Genomic DNA, 22,561 nt, shown 5'->3' with positions numbered 1-22,561 from the left:
GGCAGCCTGGGCCTGATCGTCAGACGTTACAGGCCGCCCCTTTTATAGAACGGCAAGCCCATTCGCCGCGCCGGGTACCGCTTGCCGCGCACTTCCACTTCAAAGTCGTCTGCGTCAGCGCTCCCGGCATTCACCAGCGCCATCGCAATCGGGTGGCCCAGCGTGGGGCTGCTGCTGCCACTCGTCACCGTGCCGACCTGCTGAGCACCTGCGAAGACCGGATAGCCCTCGCGCACCGGCACTTTGTCCAGGCTCAACCCGATCAGCTTTTGCACCGGCGCAGCGCTGATATGCGCCCGGCCCAGATGTTCCTTCTCCTTGACGACCCAGGCATACGGGCTGCTGAGCGGGTGAATGGTGTCGGAAAATTCATGCCCGTAGAGCGGAAAGCCCGCTTCCAGCCGCAAAGTATCACGTGCGCCCAGGCCCGCCGGAACCAGCCCGATGCCCAGCAGCTTGTCCCACATCTTCTCGGCCTCATCCGCCGCCACAAAGATTTCAAAGCCGTCCTCGCCGGTATAGCCGGTGCGGGCCAGCCACACGTCGAAGCCGAACAGTCGGGCGGCAAAATAACTGTTCTTCTTGGCCGCGCTCAAATCTGTAGCGGTGTGCGGCTGCAACTTCTCCTCGCTGAGCGGTCCCTGCACCGCAATCAGCCCCCAGGCGTCCGATTCGTCGGTGAGCTGGGCGTGGTGCTGGCCGAGTTGAGCCTGAAGGTGCGCCCAATCTTTAGCGATGTTGGAGGCGTTGACCACCATAAAAAACTCCTCGGCACCCACGCGGTAGATGTAGATGTCGTCCACCAGGCCGCCCGATTCGCCCGGCAACCAGTTGTAGTGGGCGCGGCCAGCTTTGAGTTTGCTCACATCGTTGGTCGTCACATGCTGGAGGAACTTCTCGGCGTCCGGCCCCGTCACCCGGAATTCGCCCATGTGCGACACGTCGAACATCCCAGCTTGCTCGCGCACTGCCTGATGCTCGGCCTTGAGTCCGGCGTACTGGACCGGCATGTCCCAGCCGCCGAACTCCACCATCCTGGCCCCGGCCCGCAGGTGGGCGGCGTGCAGGGGTGTGCGCTTGAGAACCGGTTGAGCCGCTTGTTGGGCATTGTCCATAGCGCCATGCTAGCGCCGCCAACGGCTTAGTCCACGTTCAGGGGTGGGCGCTATGCTACTTCTCATATGCGCGTTTTCCTCAGAATCCTAACGCTGCTGCTGGTGCTCACCGGCCTGGCGGGAGCCGGGATGTGGTACGCCTGGGGCCGCGACCTGCCCAGCGTGAACGACCTCGACATGCTGGAATTCAGCGGCACCACCCGCGTCTATGACCGCCAGAACAAGCTGGTCGCCACCCTGACACCCACCCTGAGTAGCGGCCAGAGCGTCAACCGCGACCTGCTGCCGCTCACGCAGATCAGCTCCTGGGCACGCTGGGCAGTTATCACCAGCGAGGACCGGAGATTTTACGATCACGGCGGCGTGGACCTCATCGGCATCGGGCGCGGCCTCCTGAAAGGGCTTCTCCAGAACGACCTGGAAGGCGGATCGAGCATCACCCAGCAGGTTGTCAAGAACACCCTGCTGAGTAACCTCAAGAGCGCCCGCACGCCAGAGCGCAAGTTCAAGGAAGCCGTGCTCGCCTACCAGCTCGAAAACCAGTTCACCAAGGACCAGATTCTCAACGCCTACCTCAACGTCATCTACTGGGGCGACGGCGGCAAGACCGACATCATCGGTATCGGAACGGCGGCGCAGGCGTACTTTCGCAAGAGCGCCGTGCAGCTCAACCTGGCCGAGAGTGTGTACCTGGCGACCCTGATCCCTGCGCCCAACACCCGCTACAAGGACTTTCTCGGCTACCGCCCGCTGATGAAAGACTTGCTGGAGCGCATGGTGCAAGATGGCCGCGCCACCCAGTCGCAGGCCGACGCGGCGTGGCGGCAACCGATCTATCCCTCGGGCTGGCGCATCAACTGGGGAAAGAATGGTCAGGTGCTCTCGGCCAGTCTGGAGCGGCCCCAGAGCCTTGCCGACAACACCCCGGCAGCGCCGCTTCCCCCTGCCTTTCACTTCATGCAGGCACTGGAGCAGGAACTCATCCAGCAGATTGGCCGCAAAGCGCTCTACGGCGGCGGCAAGGTGTACGCCACCATTGATCTCACCGACCAGCAGGCCGCCGAGCGTGCCAGCCTCAACGCCCAGCTGCCCGACGGCGCGACATTGGGCATTGCCCTGCTCGACCCGAGTAGCGGCGAGGTGCGCGCGCTGGTGGGTCAGAAACTGACCGGCAGCCGCCCCTCCGACTGGAACAACGCGGTGCAGGCGCGGCGGCAGGTCGGAAGCAGCATCAAGCCGCTCCTCTACACGCTGGCGCTCTCGCAGGGCTGGCAGCAGTCGGACACGGTACTGGACTCGCCACTGACCGGGGAATACCAGCCCCAGAACTACGACAGGCACTGGACCGGGCAGCAGGTCACGCTTCGGTATGCCCTCGACCATTCATTGAACCTGCCCACCGTGCGGCTGGGGCAGCAGGTCGGCATGGACAAGTTCATGGACAAGCTGCGCGCCCTCGGCATGACGCCGCCCACCGACGCCGGACTCTCGCTGAGCATCGGCACGCTGGAAGCCAGCCCGCTGCAAATGGCCGCCGCCTACGCCCCGTTCGCCAATGGAGGCAACTACTTCGCGCCGAGCCTGGTGCGCCGGGTGGAAGACGCGCGCGGCGCGGTCCTCTATTCCCGCCCCGCACCGACGCCTGTGCGGGTCTGGGATGCCCAGAGCGCCTGGCTGGGCCTGGACATGATCCGGGGCGTGGTGAACGACCTCAACCGCTTTCAGGGCGGCCTCGGCTACAACGCCCGCATCGAGGGCCGTCAGGTGGCGGGCAAAACTGGCACCACCAACGACATCAAGGATCTGTGGTTCGTCGGTACCACGCCCACCCTCACCGGAGCCGTCTGGGTCGGCAAGCAGGCGGGCGGCTCGCTCCCGGCCTGGGCCTACAGCGGCACCATTCCCGCACCCATCTGGCAGCAGGCAGTCGCCGGGTCACTGGAAGGCACCCCCGCCGCCACCTTCAAGGAGCCGCCGGGCATCAAGTACGACGTGGTGCGGCGCATCAATATGGCCTTCCGGACGCAGCCGGTGGCAAAGCAGGACGCCCAGCAGCAGCCAGCCCCAGCGCCGACCGTCCAGCCCCAGCAACCCGCAACACAGCAACCCGCCCAGACCGAACCCAACACCGCCGCCAGCCCCCAGACCCAGCAGGCCTACCCGCAGCCCGAAGACCTCGTGCCCGCGACCCCGGACGGCACAGCCGGTCCGGGCGTGGACTTCCAGGGCAACCAGGGCGAGGTGCAGATCGTGCCGCAAACCCAACCCGGCCCGCCCGAGACGACACCAGCTCAGGACAATTCCACCCAGGGTGACCCGAATCAGAGTGCCCCAGTTCAGGGGGCTTCGGCCACCCAGGACCAGCCTGCTCCGGTGGCCCCGCCGGAAGCGCCGCCCAGCAACTGACCTGCCGAACTGACCGTCCTATATCAGCTCCCTCAGCACTGCCGCAGGGCCAGCCCGCGAACCCAGCAGCGGCACCCCACTGTTGACAAGCACCGCCGCCACCCGGCCCGTGTCGGGCGAGAAGCCCAGCGCCGCCCGCGTGCCCCGCGCCACACCGTCGTGCCACCACACCGCTTCCCGCTGCCAGCGCACCACGAACCAGCCGCCTGCCACGCCCAGCAAGTCAGGCGGCAACCCCGGCGGACGACTCAGGCTGCCCCAACCGCGCACCTGACTGCCGAGGTGCGCCTCCCCGAAGCTCAGCAGATCGTGGCCGGTGCTGTAGAGGCCGCCCGCTCCCAGCAGGCCACCGAACCCGCTGACCCGACCACCACCCAGCAAACCATGCGGGGTGGCCAGCGGGGTTAGCGGGCTGAAGCCGGTGTGACGCAGGGCCAGGGGTTTGAGCACCCACGCTTGCAGCGCAGCCGGATACGCTCCGCCCGCCGCCTCTGCAAGTGCCAGGGCCAGCAGCCCGTAACCGAGATTGGAATAGGCGAGCCGCCCCGCTCGCTCACGCCCCAGCCAGCTCCACCGGCGGCCCGAGGCCAGCACCGCCGCCGCACTGAGACGGCCATACGGATCATGAAAATCGCGCAGGGTGCCGAGCGAGCCGCGCAGTGGTTGCAGCGGTAGCCCCGCCGTGTGCGTCAGTAGCGCGCGGGCAGTCAGATGCGGCGGGTAGCCACGGAAACTGGCGAGCTGGCGCGAGAGCGGAGCGTCAAGATCGAGGCGGCCCTGTTCGGCCAGAGCGAAGGCCAGGGCCGCCGTGAACGGCTTGGTCACGCTGGCGATCTCGAAGCTTTGCCCAGGCTGCTGATGCAGGCCCAGCACCAGCCGCGCCCGGCCCTGCGAGATGGCCACCACCCCGCCTGGCCGCAGCACCCGCCGCAGCGCCGCAGCCAGGCGGCGGGTGTCCAGATCAGCAAACGTCTGGGCCAATTGTTGGGCCACCCGACTGGCCTCGTCGGAGTGCAGCACGGTTCAGCGCCGGGAAAACAGGTGGGGAGCTTCGAGCGGCGCAGGTCGGCGGTCTTCCATGCCATCAGCATAAACGGCGCGGGCAGCCCCCATCAGAGCAATTCTGACAGGCCAAAAAAATCCGCCCTCGTCAGGCGGTTATAAAAAGAGCATAGCGCGGTATGCGGGCGAAGTCAAATTCATGCACTGCGTGTTTCGGAGGCGGCGCTCCATACCCGGTGTGAGACAGATGTCTGGAGTCTGGGGTTCAATCAACCCATGCAAGTCGACCCCAGACATCTGACCGTTCTCGCTGTCGGGCCAGTCCGCAGCGCCGAGAAAGGCGGTGAATACCTGGAGTGCGAAACCTCGCTGGGCAAAGTCGCCATCCTGGGATCTGAGCGCAGCCACTGGAACATCGGCGTGGTGCAGCCGGAGGGGCTACCCTTCGAGGCGGTGATGTTCTGTGTGCCCGGCACAGACGCCGCACACGCCTACTGGGTGCTGGAAGACACCAGACTGCTTTTTCCGGCGCTCTGAGGAATGGACCAGCAGGCCGACTCAGAACCAGTCTTTCTTGCCGATCAGGTAAGTCTGGTTGAATTCCTCGTCGCTGCGGGTCAGGTAGACAACGCCTTCGATCAGGCCGACGATGCACAGCGCCGAGGCCACCAGCCCCATCAGCGGCACCAGAATGATGGCCCCCAGACCCAGCGTGAGGATGCTCAGCACCAGCGTCACGAACCAGCCGCCGAGGTGGGTCAGCAAGACGATCAGGCCCGGCGTGGTGCGGCCCAGGTAGAATTTGTGCGCTCCGAACGCACCCAGGAAAATTGCCAGCAGTCCGGCCACCAGCTTACGGGTACCGATTTCGCCCTGCGGCACGATGCTGAGGGGCAAGGCGTCGCCAGTCACGCGTGCGGCAGGCTGGCGGGCGTTGAAGTCGGGCTGCGGCTCAGGCACGCGGGGCAAAGGTGTTGGCGAGGTCTGGGTCTGCCGGGTCGCCTCGTCCACCCAGTTCGGCACGTCATGGGACTGCGCCTGGGTGTGGGGCGGGTCGATACGCAGTTCGTTGGACGGGTCTGACTTGTTGAGGTTGATACCGTTACCTTCGGAATCAGGCTGGGTCATGGTGGAGCCTCCTTATGCAAGAAGGTTAGTGGAAGCTCCTGCACGCCGCGTCCATCCAAAGTTGCAGCTTCTAGAGTGGCACGGACCTGCCGGATACGGGCGGTCAGCTCTCCCCCGACTTCGTGGGAACGAACGCCCCGCGTCGCCATATCCTGCATGATGAACGCCTGCTGAACGGTGCGAACCTCGGTATTGCTGCGCCAGCCGTCCTGCTCGTGCGCTAAATCGTCAGCACACAGAAAGGTGTGAGAGTAACGACACCTGGCATCGTCGGCCAGGGCATGCAGTTCGGGCAGGGCCGTGCGGCACAGCAGATACGACCACATCAGGGTGGTGGCGGCGGTGGTGTCCACGAACAGGTAGCGGTTCAGGCCCGGCATGCGGGCGGCCTCGTCTTCCAGGGCGCGGTGGCTGAGGGCAATTTCCAGAAAATGTTCAGGCGTCAGTTTGCCGTCCTCGCGCTCGTAAACCTCGCGGCCATATTCGCGGACGAAATGGGTGCCGAAGTCGCCTGCCAGCACTGCTGTCAGGGTGCTCTTTCCCGTGCTTTCCGCGCCGACCAGGGCGACCCGCTCGACGAAATGCGCGTAGACCAGCGGGTTCAGGAAGTGGCGCGAAGCGTGAATGTCGGCGCGAATGGCCGTGCCGCTGATCGGCGTCTGGCGGCGTTCGGGGTCGAATGGAAGGTGGGCAATGTTGAGGCGCTCGGCCAGCAGGGGGCCATAGGCTTCGCTGGTCACCACCACGTCGGGGCGCACATTCCAGGCGTCCAGCACAGTCTTGACATACTGCTGATGCTCGGCGTCGGGCGCATTGTTGAGGGGCGGATTGGGCGCGTCGGGGAGCAGGATCAGTTGCGGGAACAGGTGGGCCGGGAACACCTCGCGCAGCCAGTTGCGGCGCACAGGCGAGGGCATGGCCGGGAAGTCGGGGCGGCTGTAGACCCACACGCTGACCCGTTCGCAGCGCGACAAGGCAAAGCGGATCAGCGCTTCGTGTCCGGCGTGCAGCGGGGCGAACTTGCCGACGATCAGGCCGTGGCGGAAGTGTTGAGACTCAGGCAAACTCGACCACGCGCCTTTCGTCTTTCCTCCAGGCAAAGTAGCCGTAGACGCTCATGGCTCCCAGAATAAATTGCAGGCCGAACAGGGCCCAGTACGCCGTGTGGAAAAAGTAAATCGCCTGCACCGCGTTGACCGTGACCCACACCGGCCAGCTCCAGGCCCATTTGCGGGTGGTGGCGAAGTTGGCGATGAGGGCCAGCGTGACCGCCGCGAACTGCACCCAGTTCCAGGATTCTGCAAAGTCGGTGGCGATGGTGGTGTAGGCGAAGATGGCGAGGCTCGCCACCCAGGTCACGCCGTACCACAGCGGCTCGTTGAAGGTCAGCTCTCCCCTGTCGCGCCGCGCCTCCAAGTGCCAGAGATAGAGGCCGTGAATGCCGAACAGCAGATACGTGACTTGCAAGCCCGCCAGCATCCACTGGCCGCCGCCGACAAACAGCAGGAAGTACGGCAGCAGCGAGGCGTTTGACCAGTGCCAGTACGCCCGCGCCTTGGCGAAGAGAAAGTAGAGGGAGACGAGAACGGCTGCCGCACCGGAAAGGTCAAGGAGGAGGGGCGGGAGAGTGGTGAGCCAGTTGATATTCACGATTCCTCAAATCCCACGCGGCTCAGTGTGGCAACCTGCCGCGCTAAGCCTGTGAGTTGCCACGCGAAACCTTTACCCGCTGAAACTTCTGGACTAAACCAGTCGCCATCGCGATCAGTAACACGTTGCATCGTGAAGAGCCCCAGCTGCTTTAGCCCCATCAGAGCGCCAATGAACTCATGCCGAGTGATATTAGGAATGGACACCTGACTATCAACTGGAATTAAATCTCGGTAAGGGTCAATAGGGTCGAGAATCTTGAAATACTCAATAAACACCCGTCGTTCCCGATCTGACATGCTCTCAATAATCCGCATCGTTTGAAACTTATCCAGTTGAGGGCGCGGAAAACTCAGCGAGCATCCAGCCAGAGCGCGGGCAATAAACCGCAACTTATCTTCCGTCTCGGCAACTTCTGCGGCCCTGACAGCTTGAATGACATTGGCCGTGAAGGAGTCGGATTTGACATATTCCCTGTCCAGAGTGAGCTGCCCAGCCATAACTTTCTGATTGAGCAGGCCAACTTCATATCTCAATGCCCCCTCAAGCTGTTCTATTTTCTTCTGGCTGGCAGCAATGTAAACGCCTTGAAGAATCGTCACGGGAATGTTGACGCCGGGAATGGTTGACAGGATTGGCAAAAGCCGCTCCAGGTGTTGACTCACGCCCGCCCCCTCACCACATCCAACGTCTCTTCCACCAGCAGTTCGCCGTCGCGGTACACCACACGCATCACGCTGTCTGGGTACTCGGTGTCGAAGGTCTGGTACTGCCTGGTCACCAGGCGCTGGCCTTCGCGCACCAGATCGAGCACGCCGTCCTTGCTGCGCTTGCCGGGGTCGGTCACCGGGTCTTTGTAAATCGGCTGGAAGTACTGCCCGTCAGGGCCGTCGATCAGCGCGGCGCTGGCCTTGTAAGCAAAGCGCTGGGTGTCGCGGTCCACCTTTTGCAGCAGCGCACCGCCCATGCCGAAGGTGACGTTCTCGGTGCTGAAGCCGTCCACGATCAGGTTCTGCAAAATCTCGCGGATAGAGTTTTCGTCCACGCCGTCGCCCTGAATGACCCGCACATGATTCAGAAGCATGAAGCCCTTACTGTTGGTGGTCGTGCCGAATTTGGCCGCCAGAGCGCGAACCGCCAGACGCACCATCGAGGCTGGGTCGCCGCTGTCGGGCCGCACCACCAGGGTTCCGCCGCTGTCGATGACCTGCTGGCGCAAGGTTTCGCCCCAGTGCACGTTGATGGCGTATTTGAGGTCGTAACTGTCGCTCACCACCGCGTAGACGCCGCCGGGCTTGCCGAACTTTTCCACCATGTTGCGGTAGGCGTTGACCTCGTGTTCCTTGCCCCAACTGGTGATGGTGCTGTGCTCGGCGGCGGGAATGGAGAAGGCGGCAATGTCGGCCCCGTAATAGTTGCGCCCGGTGCGGAGGGCTTCCAGCGTGTCGCTGCCCTGAAAGTTGATCAGGTGCGCCAGCCCGCCCAGGCCCGCGCTCTCGCGGCTGCTCACGCCACGGCTGCCGAAGTCGTGCAGTTTGAACGGCAGTTCCTCGGCGGCCCGGTCGGAGGTCTGCTCCAGGGCAGCTTTCAGAATCTCGCGCAGGAAGTAACTCTGGGTGGCGACAGTGGTGGTGTACCAGACGCGCATCAGTGACGTTTCAAACCAGCCGGGCAGCCAGGGCACGGCGGGGTCAGTGTTGGTGACAGTCATCAGGGCGTTATGAACGGGGACGAGCATCCCTTCCGGCACGGCGCGAATCTCCAGCGGCAAGCGCCCGCCGTGCGCGGTGACGATGTGCATCCAGCCGTCATACGGAAACGGCTCGCCGTGCGCGGTGATGAGCGCTCTGGCCTCCTCCACCATCTCGGCGGTGACGCGCACGCTCAGGTAACGCTTGAGGATGTACTGCAACCCGAAAAACCGGGTGGCCGGATAGCGCCCACCGCGCGATTCCAGGTAGGAAAACAGTTTGCGGGTACCGGGAGGGTACTGCAAGAAGTGGCTGGACTTGTAGCTGTCGGTGTCCAGAATAATGTTGTTGTCGTTTAAGAGGTTCATGGTGTGACTCCTTATTCATGTTGTGGATTATGAAGAGAGCGGACAGGTTCCCTGATGTTCAAACGCTGAAGTTCTGCACGTATTCCTGTAGCTATTTCAGTTGCTTGACTTCAAACGCCGCCGAGCAGCGCCTCAACTCTTCTGCGTACTCAATCTGCCCTCGCCACTGCGCCGGAAACGCCCCCAGCCCCAGGTAAGCCCCGGCAAACGCTCCGGCGAGACAGGCCAGCGAGTCGCTGTCGCCCTTCGTGACGGCAGCACGGCGCAGGCTTTCTACCGGGTCAGTCGGCGTCAGCAGGAAGCACAGCAGCCCGGTGGCGAACGCTTCCTCGGCAATCCAGCCTTCCCCGGTCAAGTCGCAGGGGTCGGCGTCGTCATGAATGTCGGAAGTGAGCGCGGCCTCCAGGCGGCCCAGCACGCCCAGGCACTCGTCCCAGCCTTCCGAGATGTAGTGTTGCGGATCAGACGCGCCGTAATACTGCCAGACATCGCCCAGCCAGTCGGCACGGTAGACCTCGCGCTGGGCCTGGGCGTGGGCGGTCAGTGCCTGGGCCAACTGCGGCGGCGCAGTGCCCGAAATCAGCAACCAGATCGCCTGTGCGGTCAGGTCGGCGGCGGCCAGAGCGGTGGGGTGGCCGTGCGTCAGGGCGGCTTGCAGTTGGGCTGCGCCCGCACGGGTGGCGTCGTCAGCGATCAAGCCCACCGGCTGCACGCGCATGTTCGCCCCGCAGCCCTTGCTCCGGGTCACGGTGGCCGCCTGCCAAGCGCCGCCCCGCTGCAAGTTCCGGCAGGCGGTCAGGCAGGTGTGGCCGGGGGCGCGGTTGTTTTCGGGGTCGTGGAGCCACAAGGTGAATTCAGCCCTCAGCGTGGTTTCCAGCGCCGCCGGGATGAGTTCCGGTGCGTCCAGCAGGGCGCGGGCCACCGTCAGCATCATCTGGGTATCGTCGGTGACGCGGCCCCCGTGAAGGTCAGTCGGGCCGTTCGGCGCAAACGACTGCCGGATGTACGCCAGGCTGTGTATGAACTCGGTGGGCGCGGCCAGCGCGTCGCCGTAGGCCGAGCCGAAGAGAACACCGCCGATCTGATCTGGGGTGGGCGAAGTGAACATAAAGCCTCCTGGGATGAACCTGTCGTGTGTGGCCTGCGGCGAATGGGCGGGGGCGTTTATCCCCGCAGCTATCCCCGCATCAAGAAGTGCTCGATGATGGCGTGGTGGTCTTCGAAGAACAGCTCCGGTGAAGCCAGCGCTTCGCTGAGCGGCAACCAGAAGGCGTCGGCAGCATCACTGCCCGGCCTCAGCACCGGCAGTTGCCCGATGCCCAGATCGAACTGGAAGGCGTGAGAGACGGTGCGTCCGCGCAGGCTGCGTCCCGGATAATCGAACACCGCCTGCGAGCGCTGATACGCCGCCAGATCGCTGATTTGCAGCCCGGTTTCCTCCACCACCTCGCGGATACAGGAAGCCAGCAGCGTTTCGGCAGTGTTCAGGAATCCGCCCGGCATTGCCAGCCGCCCGCGTCCCGGATGCTCGGCGCGGCGCACCACCAGCACGTGCCCGCTGCGAATCACCACCGCGTCGGTGGTCACGAACACCACCGGATACGGCGTGCCCTGCCAGGCCGACCGGTAGTCCTGCACATAGCGGTACTCGGCCTGCAACTCGGCGAAGTCGGGGGTCTGCCGGAAGCGCTCCAGAAACACCCACACGGCGGGCGGCACGATGCTTCGCACCCGTTCCAGATCGTCTTCGAAATAGGCGCGGCGCACCTCGGTGGCGCTGAGATTGCTGACCACATGCGTCGGCAGGAATTCCCAGGCCGGAAACGATCTCAGGTAATAACTGCTCTCGTCCTTGAGATGCCCGATCAGCGCCACGTCGCTGCTGCCGTGGGTGTGGGCCGCCACGCCGCGCTGCACCTCGCTGAGCCACAGCGATTCGTTGTAGTAGTAATCGCGCACATGCACGAACAGCACCCGGCTGGATTTGATGCCCGCCTCGCGCAGCAGGTCCAGAATGACCGCCTGGCGCTCCTCGGCAGTGAACGGGTTCTTGGCGTTGCGCGCCGCCCTGGCCGAGCCGATCACCACGATCAGCTTCTGCACCTGCATCAGCGCTTCTCGCATCACTTCCAGGTGCGCGGCGTGGGGCGGCTCAAAGCGCCCGATATAGACACCAAAGGTGCGTCTGCGGGTCCGGTTGATCGGCTCTGGCTGAGACATACTCATAAACTACGCTTGAGTTTATTAGATTAATGAGTCCGTTCGGATGATTCCACGTCCGGCCCTCTGCCATCTGGCGCATTCTGCCCTGACCTAAATTTGATAGCCTGATCGGATGCAAAGGCCCAGAGCCGCCCTGACCTTCATCCTCATCACCGCGCTGATCGACATCATGGGCATCGGGTTGATCATTCCGGTGCTGCCGCTGCTGATCAAGGAACTGGCCGGGTCGGCGGCGGCGGGGGCGCGCTATATCGGGATTTTTACCGCCATCTACGCGGTGATGCAGTTTGTCTTCGCGCCGATTCTGGGCACCCTTTCAGACCGCTATGGCCGCCGCCCGGTGCTGCTGCTGAGCCTACTGGGCATCGGGCTGGATTACCTCTTGCTGGCGTTTGCACCCACGCTGTGGTGGCTCTTTCTGGGCCGGGTCATCGCCGGGATCACCGGGGCCAGCCTGACCGTCGCCAACGCCTACATCGCCGACGTCTCCGCACCCGAGGACCGCGCCAAGAACTTCGGCAAGCTGGGCGCGACCTTCGGGGTCGGCTTCATTCTGGGACCGGCGCTGGGCGGCCTGCTGGGCGACTACGGACTGCGGGTGCCGTTCATGTTCGCCGCCGGACTGGCGCTGCTCAACATGTTCTACGGCTATTTTGTGCTGCCGGAATCGCTGCCGCCCGAGTTGCGCGGCGTCCGGCTCAGCCGCCAGGACCTCAATCCGTTCAGGCCACTCGCGGCGCTGGCCCGCTACCCGCTGATTCTGAAAATGGCCGGTGCTTTGATCGCGCTGGGGCTGGCCGGACAGGTCATCTTCTCCACCTGGGTGCTGTACACCGAGGGCGTGCTGGGCTGGACCCCCCTGCAAAACGGCCTGGCGCTGGCGGTCTTCGGCCTGATGACGGCCATCGTGCAGGGCGGCCTGATCAGCATTTCGGTCAGGTGGCTGGGCGAGCGCCGGGCCATCCTGCTGGGCCTGACGATGGGCCTGATCGAGATGCTGGTGCTGGCCTTCGCCAAAACCTCGCTGCTGCTCTACATCTCGCTGGTGGCAGGCGCGTTCGGCGGGCTGGCTGGCCCCACCTTGCAGGGCATCATCAGCCGCCAGGTCAGCGAATCCGAGCAGGGCAAGGTGCAGGGGGCACTCACCGCCGTCAACAGCCTGGTCGGCGTCGTCGGGCCGCTGCTGGCCACCTGGATCTACGCCTACTTCAACGGCGGCGGCGCGAGCATCAAGCTGCCGGGCGCGGCGTTTCTGATGGGCGCGGTCTTCTCATTGATCGGGGTGTTGCTGGCCTGGAACGCCCTGCGGAACATCCCCGCCCAGCCAGTCACAGTGGGCACCGAGGCCGCCCCTGCCAACACGGTCTAACGCGGGTGAAGCGGCGGCGGCTTCTCATGGCCGCGCCCTACACTCAGCCCCGATGACCCGCTTCTGGCGCACCCGCTTCTGGAAGGAGGCTGCCCTGCCGCTGCTGGTGTTGTGGTTCCTGTCCACCTTCGGCCTGACGATTGCCCGCGTGGACGGCAACAGCATGAACCCCAGCCTGCATACGGGGCAGGTCATGTTGCTGCTCAAATTCCCGCGCTGGGGCCACGCCTGGCATCTGACGGCCCTGCCCTACCGGCGCGGCGACGTGGTGATCTTCAAGGCCCCGCCCGAGAGCGAGTACGCCTGGGAAACGCTGAACGTGCTGGGCCTGGGCCTGCGCCACCGACCCTACAACATCAAGCGGGTGGTGGGTCTGCCCGGCGACGTAGTGGAACTTCGCGGGGGCCAGTTACGCGTGAACGGGCAGGCGGTGGCCGACCCCCACGCCAGTGGCCCCGCCGCGCAGGACGAGCCGCCCAGCCAGGTGCCGCCGAACACGGTCTATGTGCTGGGCGACAACAGGGTGCTGGCCGAGAGCGTGGACTCGCGCTTCTACGGGCCAGTGTACGTGGGCGATGTGGCGGGCACGGCGAATATCAGTCTGTGGCCTCCAGAGCGGGTGGGCGGGCCGTAACCCAGCGCCTCAGCTTGAGCCGCCCGAACTGGCCGCCGCCGCGTCGTTCTGCTCGTCTTCCAGCGCCTTGTAAGCGCAGGCTGCCGCCAGTGCTGCCAGGGCGAGTGGCACGCTGCCGACCTCAATGTTCACGTCCTTGCCGTCGAAGGTGCCGCCGATGCGCCCGGTCAGGTGCTGGCCGCTGAGGGTCAGGTCCAGGTCCTTGCCGTTCAGGCGGCCCGAGAAGCGGCCCTGGGCGCGGTTGCCGCTGATATCGAGCCGCACGTCGTCGCCGTTGATGCGCCCGCCGAGCCGCACCTGCACATACGAAGCGCTCACCTCACCGTCGGCATCGAAGCCGCCGAAATGACCGCCAATGCGCCCGCTGACCTGATCACCCTTGAGCCGCAAATCAATATCCTTGCCGTTGAAGGTGCCGCCGATGCGCCCGTGCAGTCGCTCATCCTGCCAGTCGGCGTGAATGTCGTAGCCCGCCGTGATTCCGCCGATGCGTCCGTTGAAGTCTGCCATGCCCGCAGTCTGTCAAGCGGCAGGCTCCGGCAGGGAAGGAGGACCTGAAGCGAGTCTGAATCGTCGCGCCGCCAGCGGGCAAAACCTGTCAGCGGGCAAAACTCAGCGGTGGGTACGGCACCACCTCGGCAATGCCCTGCTCGTCGAGACGGGTGATGAAACCCGCGCCGGGGATATAGGCCATCGCACTGTCAATGTCGAGACACAGCCGACCCGCGTAGGGCAGCGGCGCACCGGGTTCCTCGCCCTGGGTGCCGAGCAGCAGGTTAATGGGCGTGTGGCCATGCACGATCCGCTCACTGCCGAAGGTGTCCAGCGCTCGCCGGATGAGCGGGCCGCCGTCCTGGCTGGCGAAGGCGAGGCGCGCGGCGAAGGCGCTCAGGAATTCCTGCCAGACTTTCGGATCGTTGGAGGCGAGTTTGGCCGCCACCCTGGCATTGACTTCCGGCACGCTGCTGCCCAGTTTGAGGTACATGGCGCTGTCGGCGTGCTGCATCAGCCAGGGACCGACCCGCAGCATGGCCGGGCGCTCGGCGAGCCAGCCCAGGTCGCTGGGTTCGATCAGGGCCATATCGCGCGGCTGGCCGCCGTTGCTGTGCCAATAATCGTAAAAGCCCAGATCGTCGCGGCGGTCTTTTTGGCGAAACAGCAGCGCCGCCAGAAACATCACCTCATGGTTGCCCAGCAGCGCGTCCACCCGGCCCCCCACCAGCGGAGCCTGACGCTGCAAGGTGCGGACCAGCCGCAGCACACCCGCACCGTCCTCGCCCCGGTCGAGGTAATCGCCCAGAAACACCAGATGGGCCTTGCCACCGCGCCAGGAGCCGTCGAAATCGGTGAGGCCCGCCCGTAGCAGCAGCAGCCTAAGCTTGCCGAGTGCGCCGTGAATATCGCCCACCACCCAGAGGGTCTGCGACATCGGCAGGAGGTTGGGCGGTCTGGTCACGGTCATCTTCTAGTCACTGGCGTCTTCCGGCCCGGAAGGGGCAGGCAGCTCACGCCAGCGGGTCATACGCTCGGTGATGTCCTGCTGAATGTCGGCGATGCGGTGCTCCAGGCGGCCCCGGTTGGCGTCGAGTTCAAAGCGCAGCCGCATGATCTCCTCGACGCCCGCCAAATTGACGCCGAGTTCCTGGGTCAGGCGGCGGATCTCGCGCAGGTGCTCGATATCGCGCTCGGAGTACAGCCGGGTCTTGCCGCTGCTGCGCCCCGGACGAATCAGTCCCTTGCGCTCGTAGAGCCGCAACGTCTGCGGGTGCATGTCCACCAGTTCGGCGGCAATGCTGATCACATACACGGGCCGGTCCTGGGCGCTCAGCACTTGGCCCGGCGCAGGCAGTGGCTGGGCCACCTGGGCGCGGATCTCGTTCTCAATGCGCTCGATCTCCTGCTCAAACTCGTCTTGCATGTCGTCGAGCTCGTGTTGAAGCCGCATGACTTCTTCCACACCCGCCAGGTTGACGCCGAGTTCCTGGGTTAGGCGGCGGATCTCGCGCAGGTGCTCGATATCGCGCTCGGAGTACAGCCGGGTCTTGCCGCTGCTGCGCCCCGGACGAATCAGTCCCTTGCGCTCGTAGAGCCGCAACGTCTGCGGGTGCATGTCCACCAGTTCGGCGGCAATGCTGATCACATACACGGGACGCTGCTTGGTGTCGGAGGCCATCGGTTCCTTGAGTATACGTCAGGCAGATTCTGTGATTGGGACGAAGTGTGTCATCTGCCGGTGGGGGGGATGGGCCGGGCCGGGCCGCTAGACTGCCCACATGATCGGAATCATTGGCGCGATGCAGGAAGAGGTGGCGCTGCTCATCAGCGACCTGGAAGACCACCGGCAGCAGATTTCGCCGGGCGTGACGCTGCACAGCGGCGTGCTGGACGGCCATCCGGTGCTGATCACCGAGGGCGGCATCGGCAAGGTCAACGCGGCCATGACGACGGCGGCACTCATCGCGGCGGGGGCCAGCCAGGTCATCTTCACCGGCGTGGCGGGCGGCGTGCACCCCGAGTTGCGGGTGGGCGACATCGTGGTGAGTACCGATTGCCTCCAGCACGACGTGGACGTGACGGCGCTGGGCTACGAGCTGGGCGTGGTGCCGGGCGAGTCGCTGAGCTGGGCCGCGGACGCCGCCCTGCGCGACCTGGCACTGGAAGCCGCCCGCGAACTGGAGGGCATCCGGGCGGTGGAGGGGCGCATTGCCAGCGGCGATCAGTTCGTGGCCTCGCGCGAAAAGGTGCAGTGGCTGTGGCAGACCTTCGGGGCCGCCTGCGCCGAGATGGAGGGTGCGGCGGTGGCCCAGGTCTGCGCCAAGCACGGCGTGCCATTCGTGGTGATCCGCTCGGTGAGCGACACTGCCGACCACGACGCCCAGGTGGATTACCGCGAGTTCATGCCGCTGGTGGCCCGTCACGCCAAGCAGGTGGTACGCGGCATGCTTGCGCGCCTGAGCGTTCAGTCGAGCGCTTGAGCGGCCCGCAGTCGCCGGTACCGCTCAGCCAGGCTCCCGCCCTCCCACCGCTGGCCGCCTGGCTGCTGGGACTGGGCCTGCTGCTGGGTTTTTCGGCGCTGGGCGAGGGCCTGGCCCGGCTCCTCAGGTTGCCGGTGCCCGGCTCGGTGCTGGGGCTGCTGCTGCTGTGGCTCGCGCTGGGGCTGGGGGTGGTGCGGCTGAGCTGGCTGGAGCGGGCGGCAGATCACCTGCTGGGGGTGCTGGGGCTGCTGTTTGTTCCGGCGACGGTGGGCTTTACCAATTACCTTAGCGCCGGAGCGGCCTGGGGGCTGTGGCTGCTGGTGATGCTGGCCGGGCTGCTGGCCGGGGCGGGCGTCACCGGGCTGATCGCCTCGCGCTGGCTCCGGCCGGAGCACCCGGCGTGAGCTGGCTGGCCCTGACCATTACAGCGTTCGTGCTGGGCCTGTGGGCGCAGACCCGTTACCGCAATTCGCTGATCAACCCCACCCTGATCGCCACCCTGATCGTCGCCCTGGCGCTGCTGCTCAGCCGCACGCCCTACGCCGAGTACAGGGCGCAGGCCCGGCCCCTCTCGCTGCTACTGTCTCCAGCAGTGGTCGCGCTGGCCGTGCCGCTCTACCGCCAGCGGGCGCTGCTGGCCCGCCAGGGACCGGCACTGATTCTCGGTAGCCTGGCCGGAACGCTGACAGCAGTGGGGCTGGACATTCTGCTGCCGCGCCTGCTGCACCTGAGCACCGAGGCGCAGCGGGCGCTGATCACCGCGCCCGCGACCAGTGCGGTGGCGGTGGGGCTGGCCGAGTACACCAGAGCGCCGCCCACCCTGGCCGCCACCCTGGCGGTGCTCTCGGGCCTGATGGGCGCGGTGGTGCTGCCACCCTTCCTGACGTTGCTCGGGGTGCGCCGTCCGCTGGCACGCGGCATCGCCCTGGGCAGCGTGGCGCACGGCATCGGCACCGCCCGTGCCCGCGAGGAGAGCGAGCAGGTGGGCGTGGCCAGCAGCATCGGCATGGGCCTGGCGGCGCTGCTGGTCAGCTTGCTGGTGGCGCTGCTGAGCTGATCAAGGAGCCGTTCAAAGTTGCGCCCGCCTTGAAGTCTCCTTTAACCGCTTCCAATCTTTTCCAGACCCGGTCTGCCGGGCCAGCGCACTAGCTTACGGCTCATGAAGATTGCAGTGATCGGAGCGGCGGGCGGCGTGGGGCGGCATGTGGTGAGTCAACTGAGTCAGGCGGGCCACGAGGTCCGGGCGCTGGTGCGAACCCAGGAACAGGCCGACATGCTCACCCTGCACGGTGCGAACCCGGTGATGGGCGACCTGACGGGCGAGTGGACGCAGGTCCTGGACGGTGCGGACGCGGTGGTGTGGGCGGCGGGCGCGGGCACCAGCGGCAACTACCAGGCGATTGACGGCGACGCCCTGAAGAACGTGGCCGACACCCTGGCCCAGCAGGGACCGAAGCGCTTTGTGGTGGTGTCGAGCATGGGCGTGGACCGCCCCGAGCAGATGCCGCCGTTTCTGATTCAGGTACTCAAGGTCAAGGCCGTCTCAGACGCCCACGTGCAAAAAAGCGGGCTGGACTTCACCATCGTGCGCCCCGGCGGGCTGAGTAACCAGCCGGGCAGCGGGCAGATCACCCTCGGCCGTCAGGTTCAGGGCGGCCAGATTCCCCGTGAGGACGTGGCCCGCGTGGTCGTGGCCGCTCTAAACGAGCCGCGCAGCATCGGTCAGACCTTCGAGATCATTGGCGGTCAGACCTCGGTGGGCGAGGCGGTGGCGTCGCTCCCAGTCTCCTCCTAAACTGGGCACATGCCCTCGCCGCTCATCAGCCCACTCGTCAACGCGACCGAACTGCTCCAGCGCCTCGGTGATCCGGCCCTGCGCGTTCTCGACACCCGTTACGCCCTGGCCGACCCACTCTCCGGGCGGCTGGCTTACCTGGGCGGGCATGTGCCGGGAGCCGTCTTCGCCGATCTGGAAACCGACCTCAGCGGAGAGGCGCAGCCCAACGGAGCAGGGGGCCGTCACCCCTTGCCCGACCCTGAGACGCTGGCCCGCTGGCTGGGCGAGCAGGGCATCGGAAATGGACACACAGTGGTGGTGTACGACGACCCCAGCACCGGCCAGGGCTTTTACGCCGCGCACGCCTGGTGGCTGCTCAGATGGCTGGGGCACGAACGGGTGCAGGTGCTCGACGGCGGCTGGCCCGCGTATCTGGCAGCGGGGGGCGAGGCCACTACCAACGAAGCCGTGGCCTCGCCCGCCACTTTCACGCCCCAGGTGCAGGAAGGCTGGCTGACGAGTGCCGACGAGGTGGCCGCCCTGCCCGAGACGGTTTCCCTGATCGACTCGCGCGCAGCTGGCCGCTACCGGGGCGAGACGGAACCCATCGACAGAAAAGCTGGCCACATTCCCGGCGCAGGCAACCTCGACTGGGTGGGCAGCCTGAATCCGGACGGCACCTTCAGGGCAGCAGCTGAGCAGGCCGGGCGCTTTCCGGCAGGCGACGTGGTGCTCTACTGCGGCAGCGGCGTCTCGGCCTCGGCCAATCTGTTGGCGCTGGCACTGGCCGGGCGAGAACCGGGGCCGGGTACGCGCCTCTACGCCGGGTCGTGGAGCGACTGGGTCAGCGACGATACGCGGCCTGTGGCAACAGGTGAGAGCTGACTTTCGCCGGGCCTTACTGCCAGCTTTCCAGCACTGCCCGCAGGGCCCCGGCCACCTCCACCGGGCGGCGCGTCTGCCGGTCTACGTAGACATGCACGAAATGGGCCGCTGCCGAGGCCGTCTCCTCACCCTCGCGGAATACCGCCAGTTCGTATCGCACGCTGCTGCGGCCCAGATGGGCCACCCGCAGGCCCACGTTGAGCAGGTCCGGAAAAGCCGCCGCCTGAAAGTAGGTGCAGCCGGTCTCCACGACCAGCCCGATGGTGGTCCCCGTCTGGATATCCAGCACCCCGGCCCCGATCAGGTGGGCGTTGACCGCCGTGTCGAAATAGTTGTAATAGGTGGCGTTGTTGACATGACCGTACACGTCGTTGTCGGCCCAACGGGTCTGGACCGCTGTGAACACCCGGTAATCAGCGCGGCTGGGCGGTGGGCGAGTTGGCATGGCTGGAGTCTAATCCGCCGCGCACCTGACAGCCCGGTGAGAAAACAGCCGGGGCGGCCTGCATCCGGCCCCGAACTGCCCGCCACCCGGCGCGTGCTACTCCTGAAGGGTGACGCGCCCCAGCTTCCTCCTCACCGCCCTGCTGTTCGTGACTGGCTGGCTGCCTGGCGTGCTCGCCTCCAACCTGCCACCCGCCTCAGCCAATACCAGCGCCGCCAGCGATTCGCCGCTCTCCGGTGTGCCGACGCCCGCCGACATTGACGCTGCTGCCACGAAGGTGGCTGAAACCCTCGACGGCGTGCTGCGAAACTGCCCCGCCGCCTACGCCGCCATCGGCACGCCGGGCAAGCGCTGCGTAGGCGCGGCGGGCGATGTGGAGACGGTACGCTCCCAGCTCGGTGCGGCCCTGAGTGCAGACCTCTACGGCGTCTGGCGCAGCCGCGACGACCAGCGCACAGTCTTTAACTGGATCAAGATGCCAAGCGGCACGGTCTACCTGCGAATTGCCAGCGACGAGGCGGCCAGCGGGCGCAGTCTGGTCTACCTCGATGCGCCCACCGTGCCCGCTGCCGCCATAACCACCCAAACGACGGCCCAGACAACAACCCAAACGACAACACAGACGACGACCCCAGCCCCGGCAGCAGCCAGTCCCAGTCAGTCCATACCCGCCAGATCTGCCAGCCCCACTGCGCCGCCAGCGGCCAAAACGCCCACCTTTCAAGCCGCCTCGCCCAGCGCCGACGGCACTGCTCTTAGCAGGAGCGTACCTGCGCCCTCCACTGCCAGTGGCCCGGCTTTCAGCCGCACGCTGCAACTGGCGGCCCCGCGCCTGAACGGCCCCGACGTGCGGGCTGCCCAGAACCGCTTGATCGCCCTGACGCTCGGCGGCCAGGGCGGCCAGGGCGACGGCTGGTACGGCCCCAACACTGCCAAGACAGTGCGCGATTTTCAGATCGCCAACAAACTCAAGGCGACGGGCATCATTGACCGCGCCACCTGGAGCGCCCTCTTCTCGCCGGACGCCAGGAAGTTCAGGGCAGCAGGGAAGTAACACCGGAGCGCTTGGCCTGACGGCCCGGCACAGGTGCGCTACACTCCCTTTCCGATGTTCAAGCCTTCTTCAACTCCCCGCAGCCAGCCGCAGCCGGGCCACCGCTACGACGTGGCCGTTGTCGGCGCGGGCCTGGCAGGCACCGAACTGAGCTGGCGACTGGCAAACGCGGGCCGCGACGTGCTGCTGGTCTCGCAGGCGCTCGACCACCTCGGCAATCTGTATCAGCCGGACGTGGCCGCCGCCGTCTTTCCGGCGGGCAGTTTGTTTGGCCAGGTGCAGCAGGCGATGGATCCCGACACCGACGGCTGGATCTTTCACCGTCGCCTCAAGGCCGAGATCGAGGGCACGTCCGGCATTCACCTGCTGCAGTCCTGCGTCACCGAACTCAACGAGGTGCCGGGCGAGATGCAGCTCTCCACCTGGGAGGGGCCGGGGCTGCGGGCCGGGGCGGTGGTGCTGGCCGTGGGCGCGTTTCTCAAGGGCCGCTTGCTGATCGGTGAGACGATGGAGGAAGCCGGGCGGCTCAGCGAGGTGGCCTACGACTTTCTGGCCGACGATCTGGCCGCCCACGGCATTTACCTGACCTACGCTTCCGGCGAGGCCCAGGGGAAGGGAGACGCGCCCGGCTACGAGGTGAGGTTCCAGATTCTCGCGCCGGGTGAGCTGGACGGCTTCCGGGTGCGGCGCATCGACAACGCGTATGCGCTGGGCCGCTGCACGCCGGGCGACCACAGCTACGCCTCGGTGCTGGAAGATGCGGCGCGGCTGGCCGCCGAGCTGCTGCGGGGTGGGCCGTGATCATGCGTCTGGGTGAGTTCCAGTTTCCCGACGCGGCCCGCCGACTGTATCCCGAGACGCCGACTCTGCCCTGGGTGCTGGAAATCGGCTTCGGCGACGGGCGTTTCTGGCCCGAGTACGCCCGCACCTTTGGGAGCGTGCCGAATTACCTGGGGGCCGAACTCAGCGGCCAGAGCTTGCTGAAGGCGGCGCGGCGACTGCGGCAGGCCAACCTCGGCAACGCCCACCTCACCAAGCTGCCTGCCCTGCCGCTGCTGCGCGAGGTCGTTCCGGCGGGCGCACTCAGCTCCATCATCGTCAACTTCCCCGATCCCTGGCCCAAGGCCGAACACGAGGACCACCGATTGCTGCGCGCCGGATTTTTCCGTCTGGCCGCCAGCCGCCTGAAACCCGGCGGGGCCGTGCTGCTGACCACCGACCACGACGAGTATTTCGACTTCGCCGTGCGGGAAGCCCAGGCCAGCGGCGTGATGCGCCCGGAGCAGGGCGAGCCGCCCGCCGCCGCCCTGCACACCAAGTACGCCCTCAAGTGGCAGGGGCTGGGGTTGCGCGCGCAGCACGTCCGCTTCGTGGCGACGGCCCAGCCGGACGTGCCGCACGGCGACCTCACCCACTTTCCCCAGGACCCGTTGTCTCAGGACCTGCCCCACTCCCCGGAGGACGCCCGCGTGCCCCACGCCATTCTAGAAAGCCTGCCTGTCGGCACCGACTTCAGCGCCCTTTTCGCCACCTTCGAGCGCCGGGCGGTGCGCGGCCCCGAGGCCGCCACCGCCGTCCTGCTCGACGCCTACCGCAGCCTCAGACGCGACGAATTCACGGTGCTGGCACACGTGGTGGAAGGCGAGCTGACCCAGGAAGTGCTGATCAACGTGACGCTGCGTGGTGACGGCTCGGTGCTGGTGCGACTCGGCAAATTCGGCGGCCCGATCATCACCCCCGGCGTCAAGGCGGCGGTGGGCGCGCTCACCGACTGGCTGGTGGAGCAGGGCAGCGTGGTACGGCACCTGGGGTACTGAGTCGCCGGATGATTGCTCCGGC

General features: G+C 66.1%; 25 protein-coding genes. 12 read left to right on the top strand and 13 right to left on the bottom strand.

The window, feature by feature from the left end:
- Positions 1-26 precede the first annotated feature (26 nt).
- The gene (gene gcvT / locus N0D28_RS05755; protein ID WP_260561418.1) at positions 27-1,115 is read right to left on the bottom strand and encodes a glycine cleavage system aminomethyltransferase GcvT; all 1,089 of its coding nucleotides are present in this window, start codon (positions 1,113-1,115) and stop codon (positions 27-29) included.
- Positions 1,116-1,181: 66 nt separating this feature from the next.
- Between gcvT and N0D28_RS05750 the strand changes: the two genes are divergently transcribed.
- The gene (locus N0D28_RS05750; RefSeq protein ID WP_260561417.1) at positions 1,182-3,521 is read left to right on the top strand and encodes a transglycosylase domain-containing protein; all 2,340 of its coding nucleotides are present in this window, start codon (positions 1,182-1,184) and stop codon (positions 3,519-3,521) included.
- Between the two features lie 18 nt (positions 3,522-3,539).
- Here the strand turns inward: N0D28_RS05750 and N0D28_RS05745 are convergent, their stop codons facing one another.
- Complete coding sequence (locus tag N0D28_RS05745; protein ID WP_260561416.1) at positions 3,540-4,541, bottom strand: serine hydrolase domain-containing protein; 1,002 nt, start codon at positions 4,539-4,541, stop codon at positions 3,540-3,542.
- A 258-nt stretch (positions 4,542-4,799) separates the two neighbouring features.
- Here N0D28_RS05745 and N0D28_RS05740 point away from each other — a divergent pair, with 258 nt between their 5' ends.
- Positions 4,800-5,060 (top strand): hypothetical protein, encoded by a 261-nt coding sequence (locus N0D28_RS05740; protein ID WP_260561415.1) that lies wholly within the window; start codon positions 4,800-4,802, stop codon positions 5,058-5,060.
- A gap of 21 nt (positions 5,061-5,081) precedes the next feature.
- Here N0D28_RS05740 and N0D28_RS05735 read toward each other — a convergent pair whose 3' ends face one another.
- From N0D28_RS05735 to N0D28_RS05705, 7 genes are all read right to left on the bottom strand, one after another.
- Positions 5,082-5,651, bottom strand: a complete 570-nt coding sequence (locus N0D28_RS05735) for a TM2 domain-containing protein (protein ID WP_260561414.1) — start codon at positions 5,649-5,651, stop codon at positions 5,082-5,084.
- Positions 5,648-6,715: an AAA family ATPase gene (locus N0D28_RS05730; protein WP_260561413.1), complete on the bottom strand. Its 1,068-nt coding sequence runs from the start codon at positions 6,713-6,715 to the stop codon at positions 5,648-5,650. Before N0D28_RS05730 ends, N0D28_RS05735 begins: the two co-directional genes overlap by 4 nt.
- Entirely contained in the window at positions 6,708-7,301 is a 594-nt protein-coding gene (locus N0D28_RS05725; RefSeq protein ID WP_260561412.1) for a nicotinamide mononucleotide transporter family protein, read from the bottom strand. Before N0D28_RS05725 ends, N0D28_RS05730 begins: the two co-directional genes overlap by 8 nt.
- A complete protein-coding gene (locus N0D28_RS05720; RefSeq protein WP_260561411.1) occupies positions 7,298-7,966 on the bottom strand; it encodes a hypothetical protein in 669 nt (222 codons plus the stop codon). Before N0D28_RS05720 ends, N0D28_RS05725 begins: the two co-directional genes overlap by 4 nt.
- Positions 7,963-9,360 carry a nicotinate phosphoribosyltransferase gene (locus N0D28_RS05715; protein WP_260561410.1) on the bottom strand — a complete coding sequence of 466 codons (1,398 nt, stop codon included), beginning with the start codon at positions 9,358-9,360 and terminating at the stop codon, positions 7,963-7,965. Before N0D28_RS05715 ends, N0D28_RS05720 begins: the two co-directional genes overlap by 4 nt.
- A gap of 91 nt (positions 9,361-9,451) precedes the next feature.
- The gene (locus tag N0D28_RS05710) at positions 9,452-10,468 is read right to left on the bottom strand and encodes an ADP-ribosylglycohydrolase family protein (RefSeq protein ID WP_260561409.1); all 1,017 of its coding nucleotides are present in this window, start codon (positions 10,466-10,468) and stop codon (positions 9,452-9,454) included.
- Between the two features lie 68 nt (positions 10,469-10,536).
- A complete protein-coding gene (locus N0D28_RS05705; RefSeq protein ID WP_260561408.1) occupies positions 10,537-11,586 on the bottom strand; it encodes a bifunctional nicotinamide-nucleotide adenylyltransferase/Nudix hydroxylase in 1,050 nt (349 codons plus the stop codon).
- Positions 11,587-11,695: 109 nt separating this feature from the next.
- Between N0D28_RS05705 and N0D28_RS05700 the strand changes: the two genes are divergently transcribed.
- Positions 11,696-12,952: a TCR/Tet family MFS transporter gene (locus tag N0D28_RS05700; protein WP_260561407.1), complete on the top strand. Its 1,257-nt coding sequence runs from the start codon at positions 11,696-11,698 to the stop codon at positions 12,950-12,952.
- 52 nt (positions 12,953-13,004) lie between these two features.
- On the top strand, positions 13,005-13,586 hold the full coding sequence (lepB, locus tag N0D28_RS05695; protein WP_260561406.1) for a signal peptidase I: 582 nt from the start codon (positions 13,005-13,007) through the stop codon (positions 13,584-13,586).
- Positions 13,587-13,595: 9 nt separating this feature from the next.
- On the opposite strand, the gene N0D28_RS05690 is transcribed toward lepB, so the two are convergent.
- From N0D28_RS05690 to hspR, 3 genes are all read right to left on the bottom strand, one after another.
- Positions 13,596-14,096, bottom strand: a complete 501-nt coding sequence (locus tag N0D28_RS05690; protein WP_260561405.1) for a hypothetical protein — start codon at positions 14,094-14,096, stop codon at positions 13,596-13,598.
- A gap of 88 nt (positions 14,097-14,184) precedes the next feature.
- Positions 14,185-15,048 (bottom strand): metallophosphoesterase, encoded by an 864-nt coding sequence (locus N0D28_RS05685; protein WP_260561404.1) that lies wholly within the window; start codon positions 15,046-15,048, stop codon positions 14,185-14,187.
- Positions 15,049-15,051: 3 nt separating this feature from the next.
- Positions 15,052-15,759 (bottom strand): heat shock protein transcriptional repressor HspR, fused homodimer type, encoded by a 708-nt coding sequence (hspR, locus tag N0D28_RS05680; RefSeq protein WP_260561403.1) that lies wholly within the window; start codon positions 15,757-15,759, stop codon positions 15,052-15,054.
- A gap of 100 nt (positions 15,760-15,859) precedes the next feature.
- Here hspR and N0D28_RS05675 point away from each other — a divergent pair, with 100 nt between their 5' ends.
- From N0D28_RS05675 to N0D28_RS05655, 5 genes are all read left to right on the top strand, one after another.
- Positions 15,860-16,561 (top strand): 5'-methylthioadenosine/adenosylhomocysteine nucleosidase, encoded by a 702-nt coding sequence (locus N0D28_RS05675; RefSeq protein WP_260561402.1) that lies wholly within the window; start codon positions 15,860-15,862, stop codon positions 16,559-16,561.
- Entirely contained in the window at positions 16,558-16,965 is a 408-nt protein-coding gene (locus N0D28_RS05670; RefSeq protein ID WP_376777656.1) for a CidA/LrgA family protein, read from the top strand. The genes N0D28_RS05675 and N0D28_RS05670 overlap by 4 nt, the downstream gene beginning before the upstream one ends.
- Positions 16,962-17,618: an LrgB family protein gene (locus N0D28_RS05665; RefSeq protein ID WP_260561401.1), complete on the top strand. Its 657-nt coding sequence runs from the start codon at positions 16,962-16,964 to the stop codon at positions 17,616-17,618. Before N0D28_RS05670 ends, N0D28_RS05665 begins: the two co-directional genes overlap by 4 nt.
- 102 nt (positions 17,619-17,720) lie before the next feature.
- A complete protein-coding gene (locus N0D28_RS05660) occupies positions 17,721-18,356 on the top strand; it encodes an SDR family oxidoreductase (RefSeq protein WP_260561400.1) in 636 nt (211 codons plus the stop codon).
- Between the two features lie 9 nt (positions 18,357-18,365).
- Positions 18,366-19,223 carry a sulfurtransferase gene (locus tag N0D28_RS05655; protein WP_260561399.1) on the top strand — a complete coding sequence of 286 codons (858 nt, stop codon included), beginning with the start codon at positions 18,366-18,368 and terminating at the stop codon, positions 19,221-19,223.
- Between the two features lie 13 nt (positions 19,224-19,236).
- Here N0D28_RS05655 and N0D28_RS05650 read toward each other — a convergent pair whose 3' ends face one another.
- Entirely contained in the window at positions 19,237-19,668 is a 432-nt protein-coding gene (locus tag N0D28_RS05650) for an acyl-CoA thioesterase (RefSeq protein WP_260561398.1), read from the bottom strand.
- A 109-nt stretch (positions 19,669-19,777) separates the two neighbouring features.
- Here N0D28_RS05650 and N0D28_RS05645 point away from each other — a divergent pair, with 109 nt between their 5' ends.
- The 3 genes from N0D28_RS05645 to trmB are packed head-to-tail and all read left to right on the top strand — an operon-like array spanning position 19,778 to position 22,539.
- Positions 19,778-20,722 carry a peptidoglycan-binding domain-containing protein gene (locus N0D28_RS05645; RefSeq protein ID WP_260561397.1) on the top strand — a complete coding sequence of 315 codons (945 nt, stop codon included), beginning with the start codon at positions 19,778-19,780 and terminating at the stop codon, positions 20,720-20,722.
- 54 nt (positions 20,723-20,776) lie between these two features.
- Positions 20,777-21,523: an FAD-dependent oxidoreductase gene (locus tag N0D28_RS05640; protein WP_260561396.1), complete on the top strand. Its 747-nt coding sequence runs from the start codon at positions 20,777-20,779 to the stop codon at positions 21,521-21,523.
- Positions 21,520-22,539: a tRNA (guanine(46)-N(7))-methyltransferase TrmB gene (gene trmB, locus N0D28_RS05635; RefSeq protein WP_260561395.1), complete on the top strand. Its 1,020-nt coding sequence runs from the start codon at positions 21,520-21,522 to the stop codon at positions 22,537-22,539. The genes N0D28_RS05640 and trmB overlap by 4 nt, the downstream gene beginning before the upstream one ends.
- Positions 22,540-22,561 lie beyond the last annotated feature (22 nt).

Source organism: Deinococcus rubellus, from assembly GCF_025244745.1.
GTDB lineage: Bacteria > Deinococcota > Deinococci > Deinococcales > Deinococcaceae > Deinococcus > Deinococcus rubellus.
The sequence above is the reverse complement of the archived record's forward strand: the minus strand, read 5'-3'. Positions and strand labels throughout refer to the sequence as shown.

What these genes read in the sequence shown, in the direction of transcription:
- N0D28_RS05715 (WP_260561410.1), bottom strand. Translation starts at nt 9,360, where the DNA reads ATGAACCTCTTAAACGACAACAACATTATTCTGGACACCGACAGCTAC.
- N0D28_RS05640 (WP_260561396.1), top strand. Translation starts at nt 20,777, where the DNA reads ATGTTCAAGCCTTCTTCAACTCCCCGCAGCCAGCCGCAGCCGGGCCAC.
- N0D28_RS05700 (WP_260561407.1), top strand. Translation starts at nt 11,696, where the DNA reads ATGCAAAGGCCCAGAGCCGCCCTGACCTTCATCCTCATCACCGCGCTG.
- N0D28_RS05655 (WP_260561399.1), top strand. Translation starts at nt 18,366, where the DNA reads ATGCCCTCGCCGCTCATCAGCCCACTCGTCAACGCGACCGAACTGCTC.
- N0D28_RS05690 (WP_260561405.1), bottom strand. Translation starts at nt 14,096, where the DNA reads ATGGCAGACTTCAACGGACGCATCGGCGGAATCACGGCGGGCTACGAC.
- N0D28_RS05675 (WP_260561402.1), top strand. Translation starts at nt 15,860, where the DNA reads ATGATCGGAATCATTGGCGCGATGCAGGAAGAGGTGGCGCTGCTCATC.
- N0D28_RS05650 (WP_260561398.1), bottom strand. Translation starts at nt 19,668, where the DNA reads ATGCCAACTCGCCCACCGCCCAGCCGCGCTGATTACCGGGTGTTCACA.
- N0D28_RS05710 (WP_260561409.1), bottom strand. Translation starts at nt 10,468, where the DNA reads ATGTTCACTTCGCCCACCCCAGATCAGATCGGCGGTGTTCTCTTCGGC.
- N0D28_RS05660 (WP_260561400.1), top strand. Translation starts at nt 17,721, where the DNA reads ATGAAGATTGCAGTGATCGGAGCGGCGGGCGGCGTGGGGCGGCATGTG.
- lepB (WP_260561406.1), top strand. Translation starts at nt 13,005, where the DNA reads ATGACCCGCTTCTGGCGCACCCGCTTCTGGAAGGAGGCTGCCCTGCCG.
- gcvT (WP_260561418.1), bottom strand. Translation starts at nt 1,115, where the DNA reads ATGGACAATGCCCAACAAGCGGCTCAACCGGTTCTCAAGCGCACACCC.
- hspR (WP_260561403.1), bottom strand. Translation starts at nt 15,759, where the DNA reads ATGGCCTCCGACACCAAGCAGCGTCCCGTGTATGTGATCAGCATTGCC.
- N0D28_RS05750 (WP_260561417.1), top strand. Translation starts at nt 1,182, where the DNA reads ATGCGCGTTTTCCTCAGAATCCTAACGCTGCTGCTGGTGCTCACCGGC.
- N0D28_RS05740 (WP_260561415.1), top strand. Translation starts at nt 4,800, where the DNA reads ATGCAAGTCGACCCCAGACATCTGACCGTTCTCGCTGTCGGGCCAGTC.
- N0D28_RS05735 (WP_260561414.1), bottom strand. Translation starts at nt 5,651, where the DNA reads ATGACCCAGCCTGATTCCGAAGGTAACGGTATCAACCTCAACAAGTCA.
- N0D28_RS05705 (WP_260561408.1), bottom strand. Translation starts at nt 11,586, where the DNA reads ATGAGTATGTCTCAGCCAGAGCCGATCAACCGGACCCGCAGACGCACC.
- N0D28_RS05685 (WP_260561404.1), bottom strand. Translation starts at nt 15,048, where the DNA reads ATGACCGTGACCAGACCGCCCAACCTCCTGCCGATGTCGCAGACCCTC.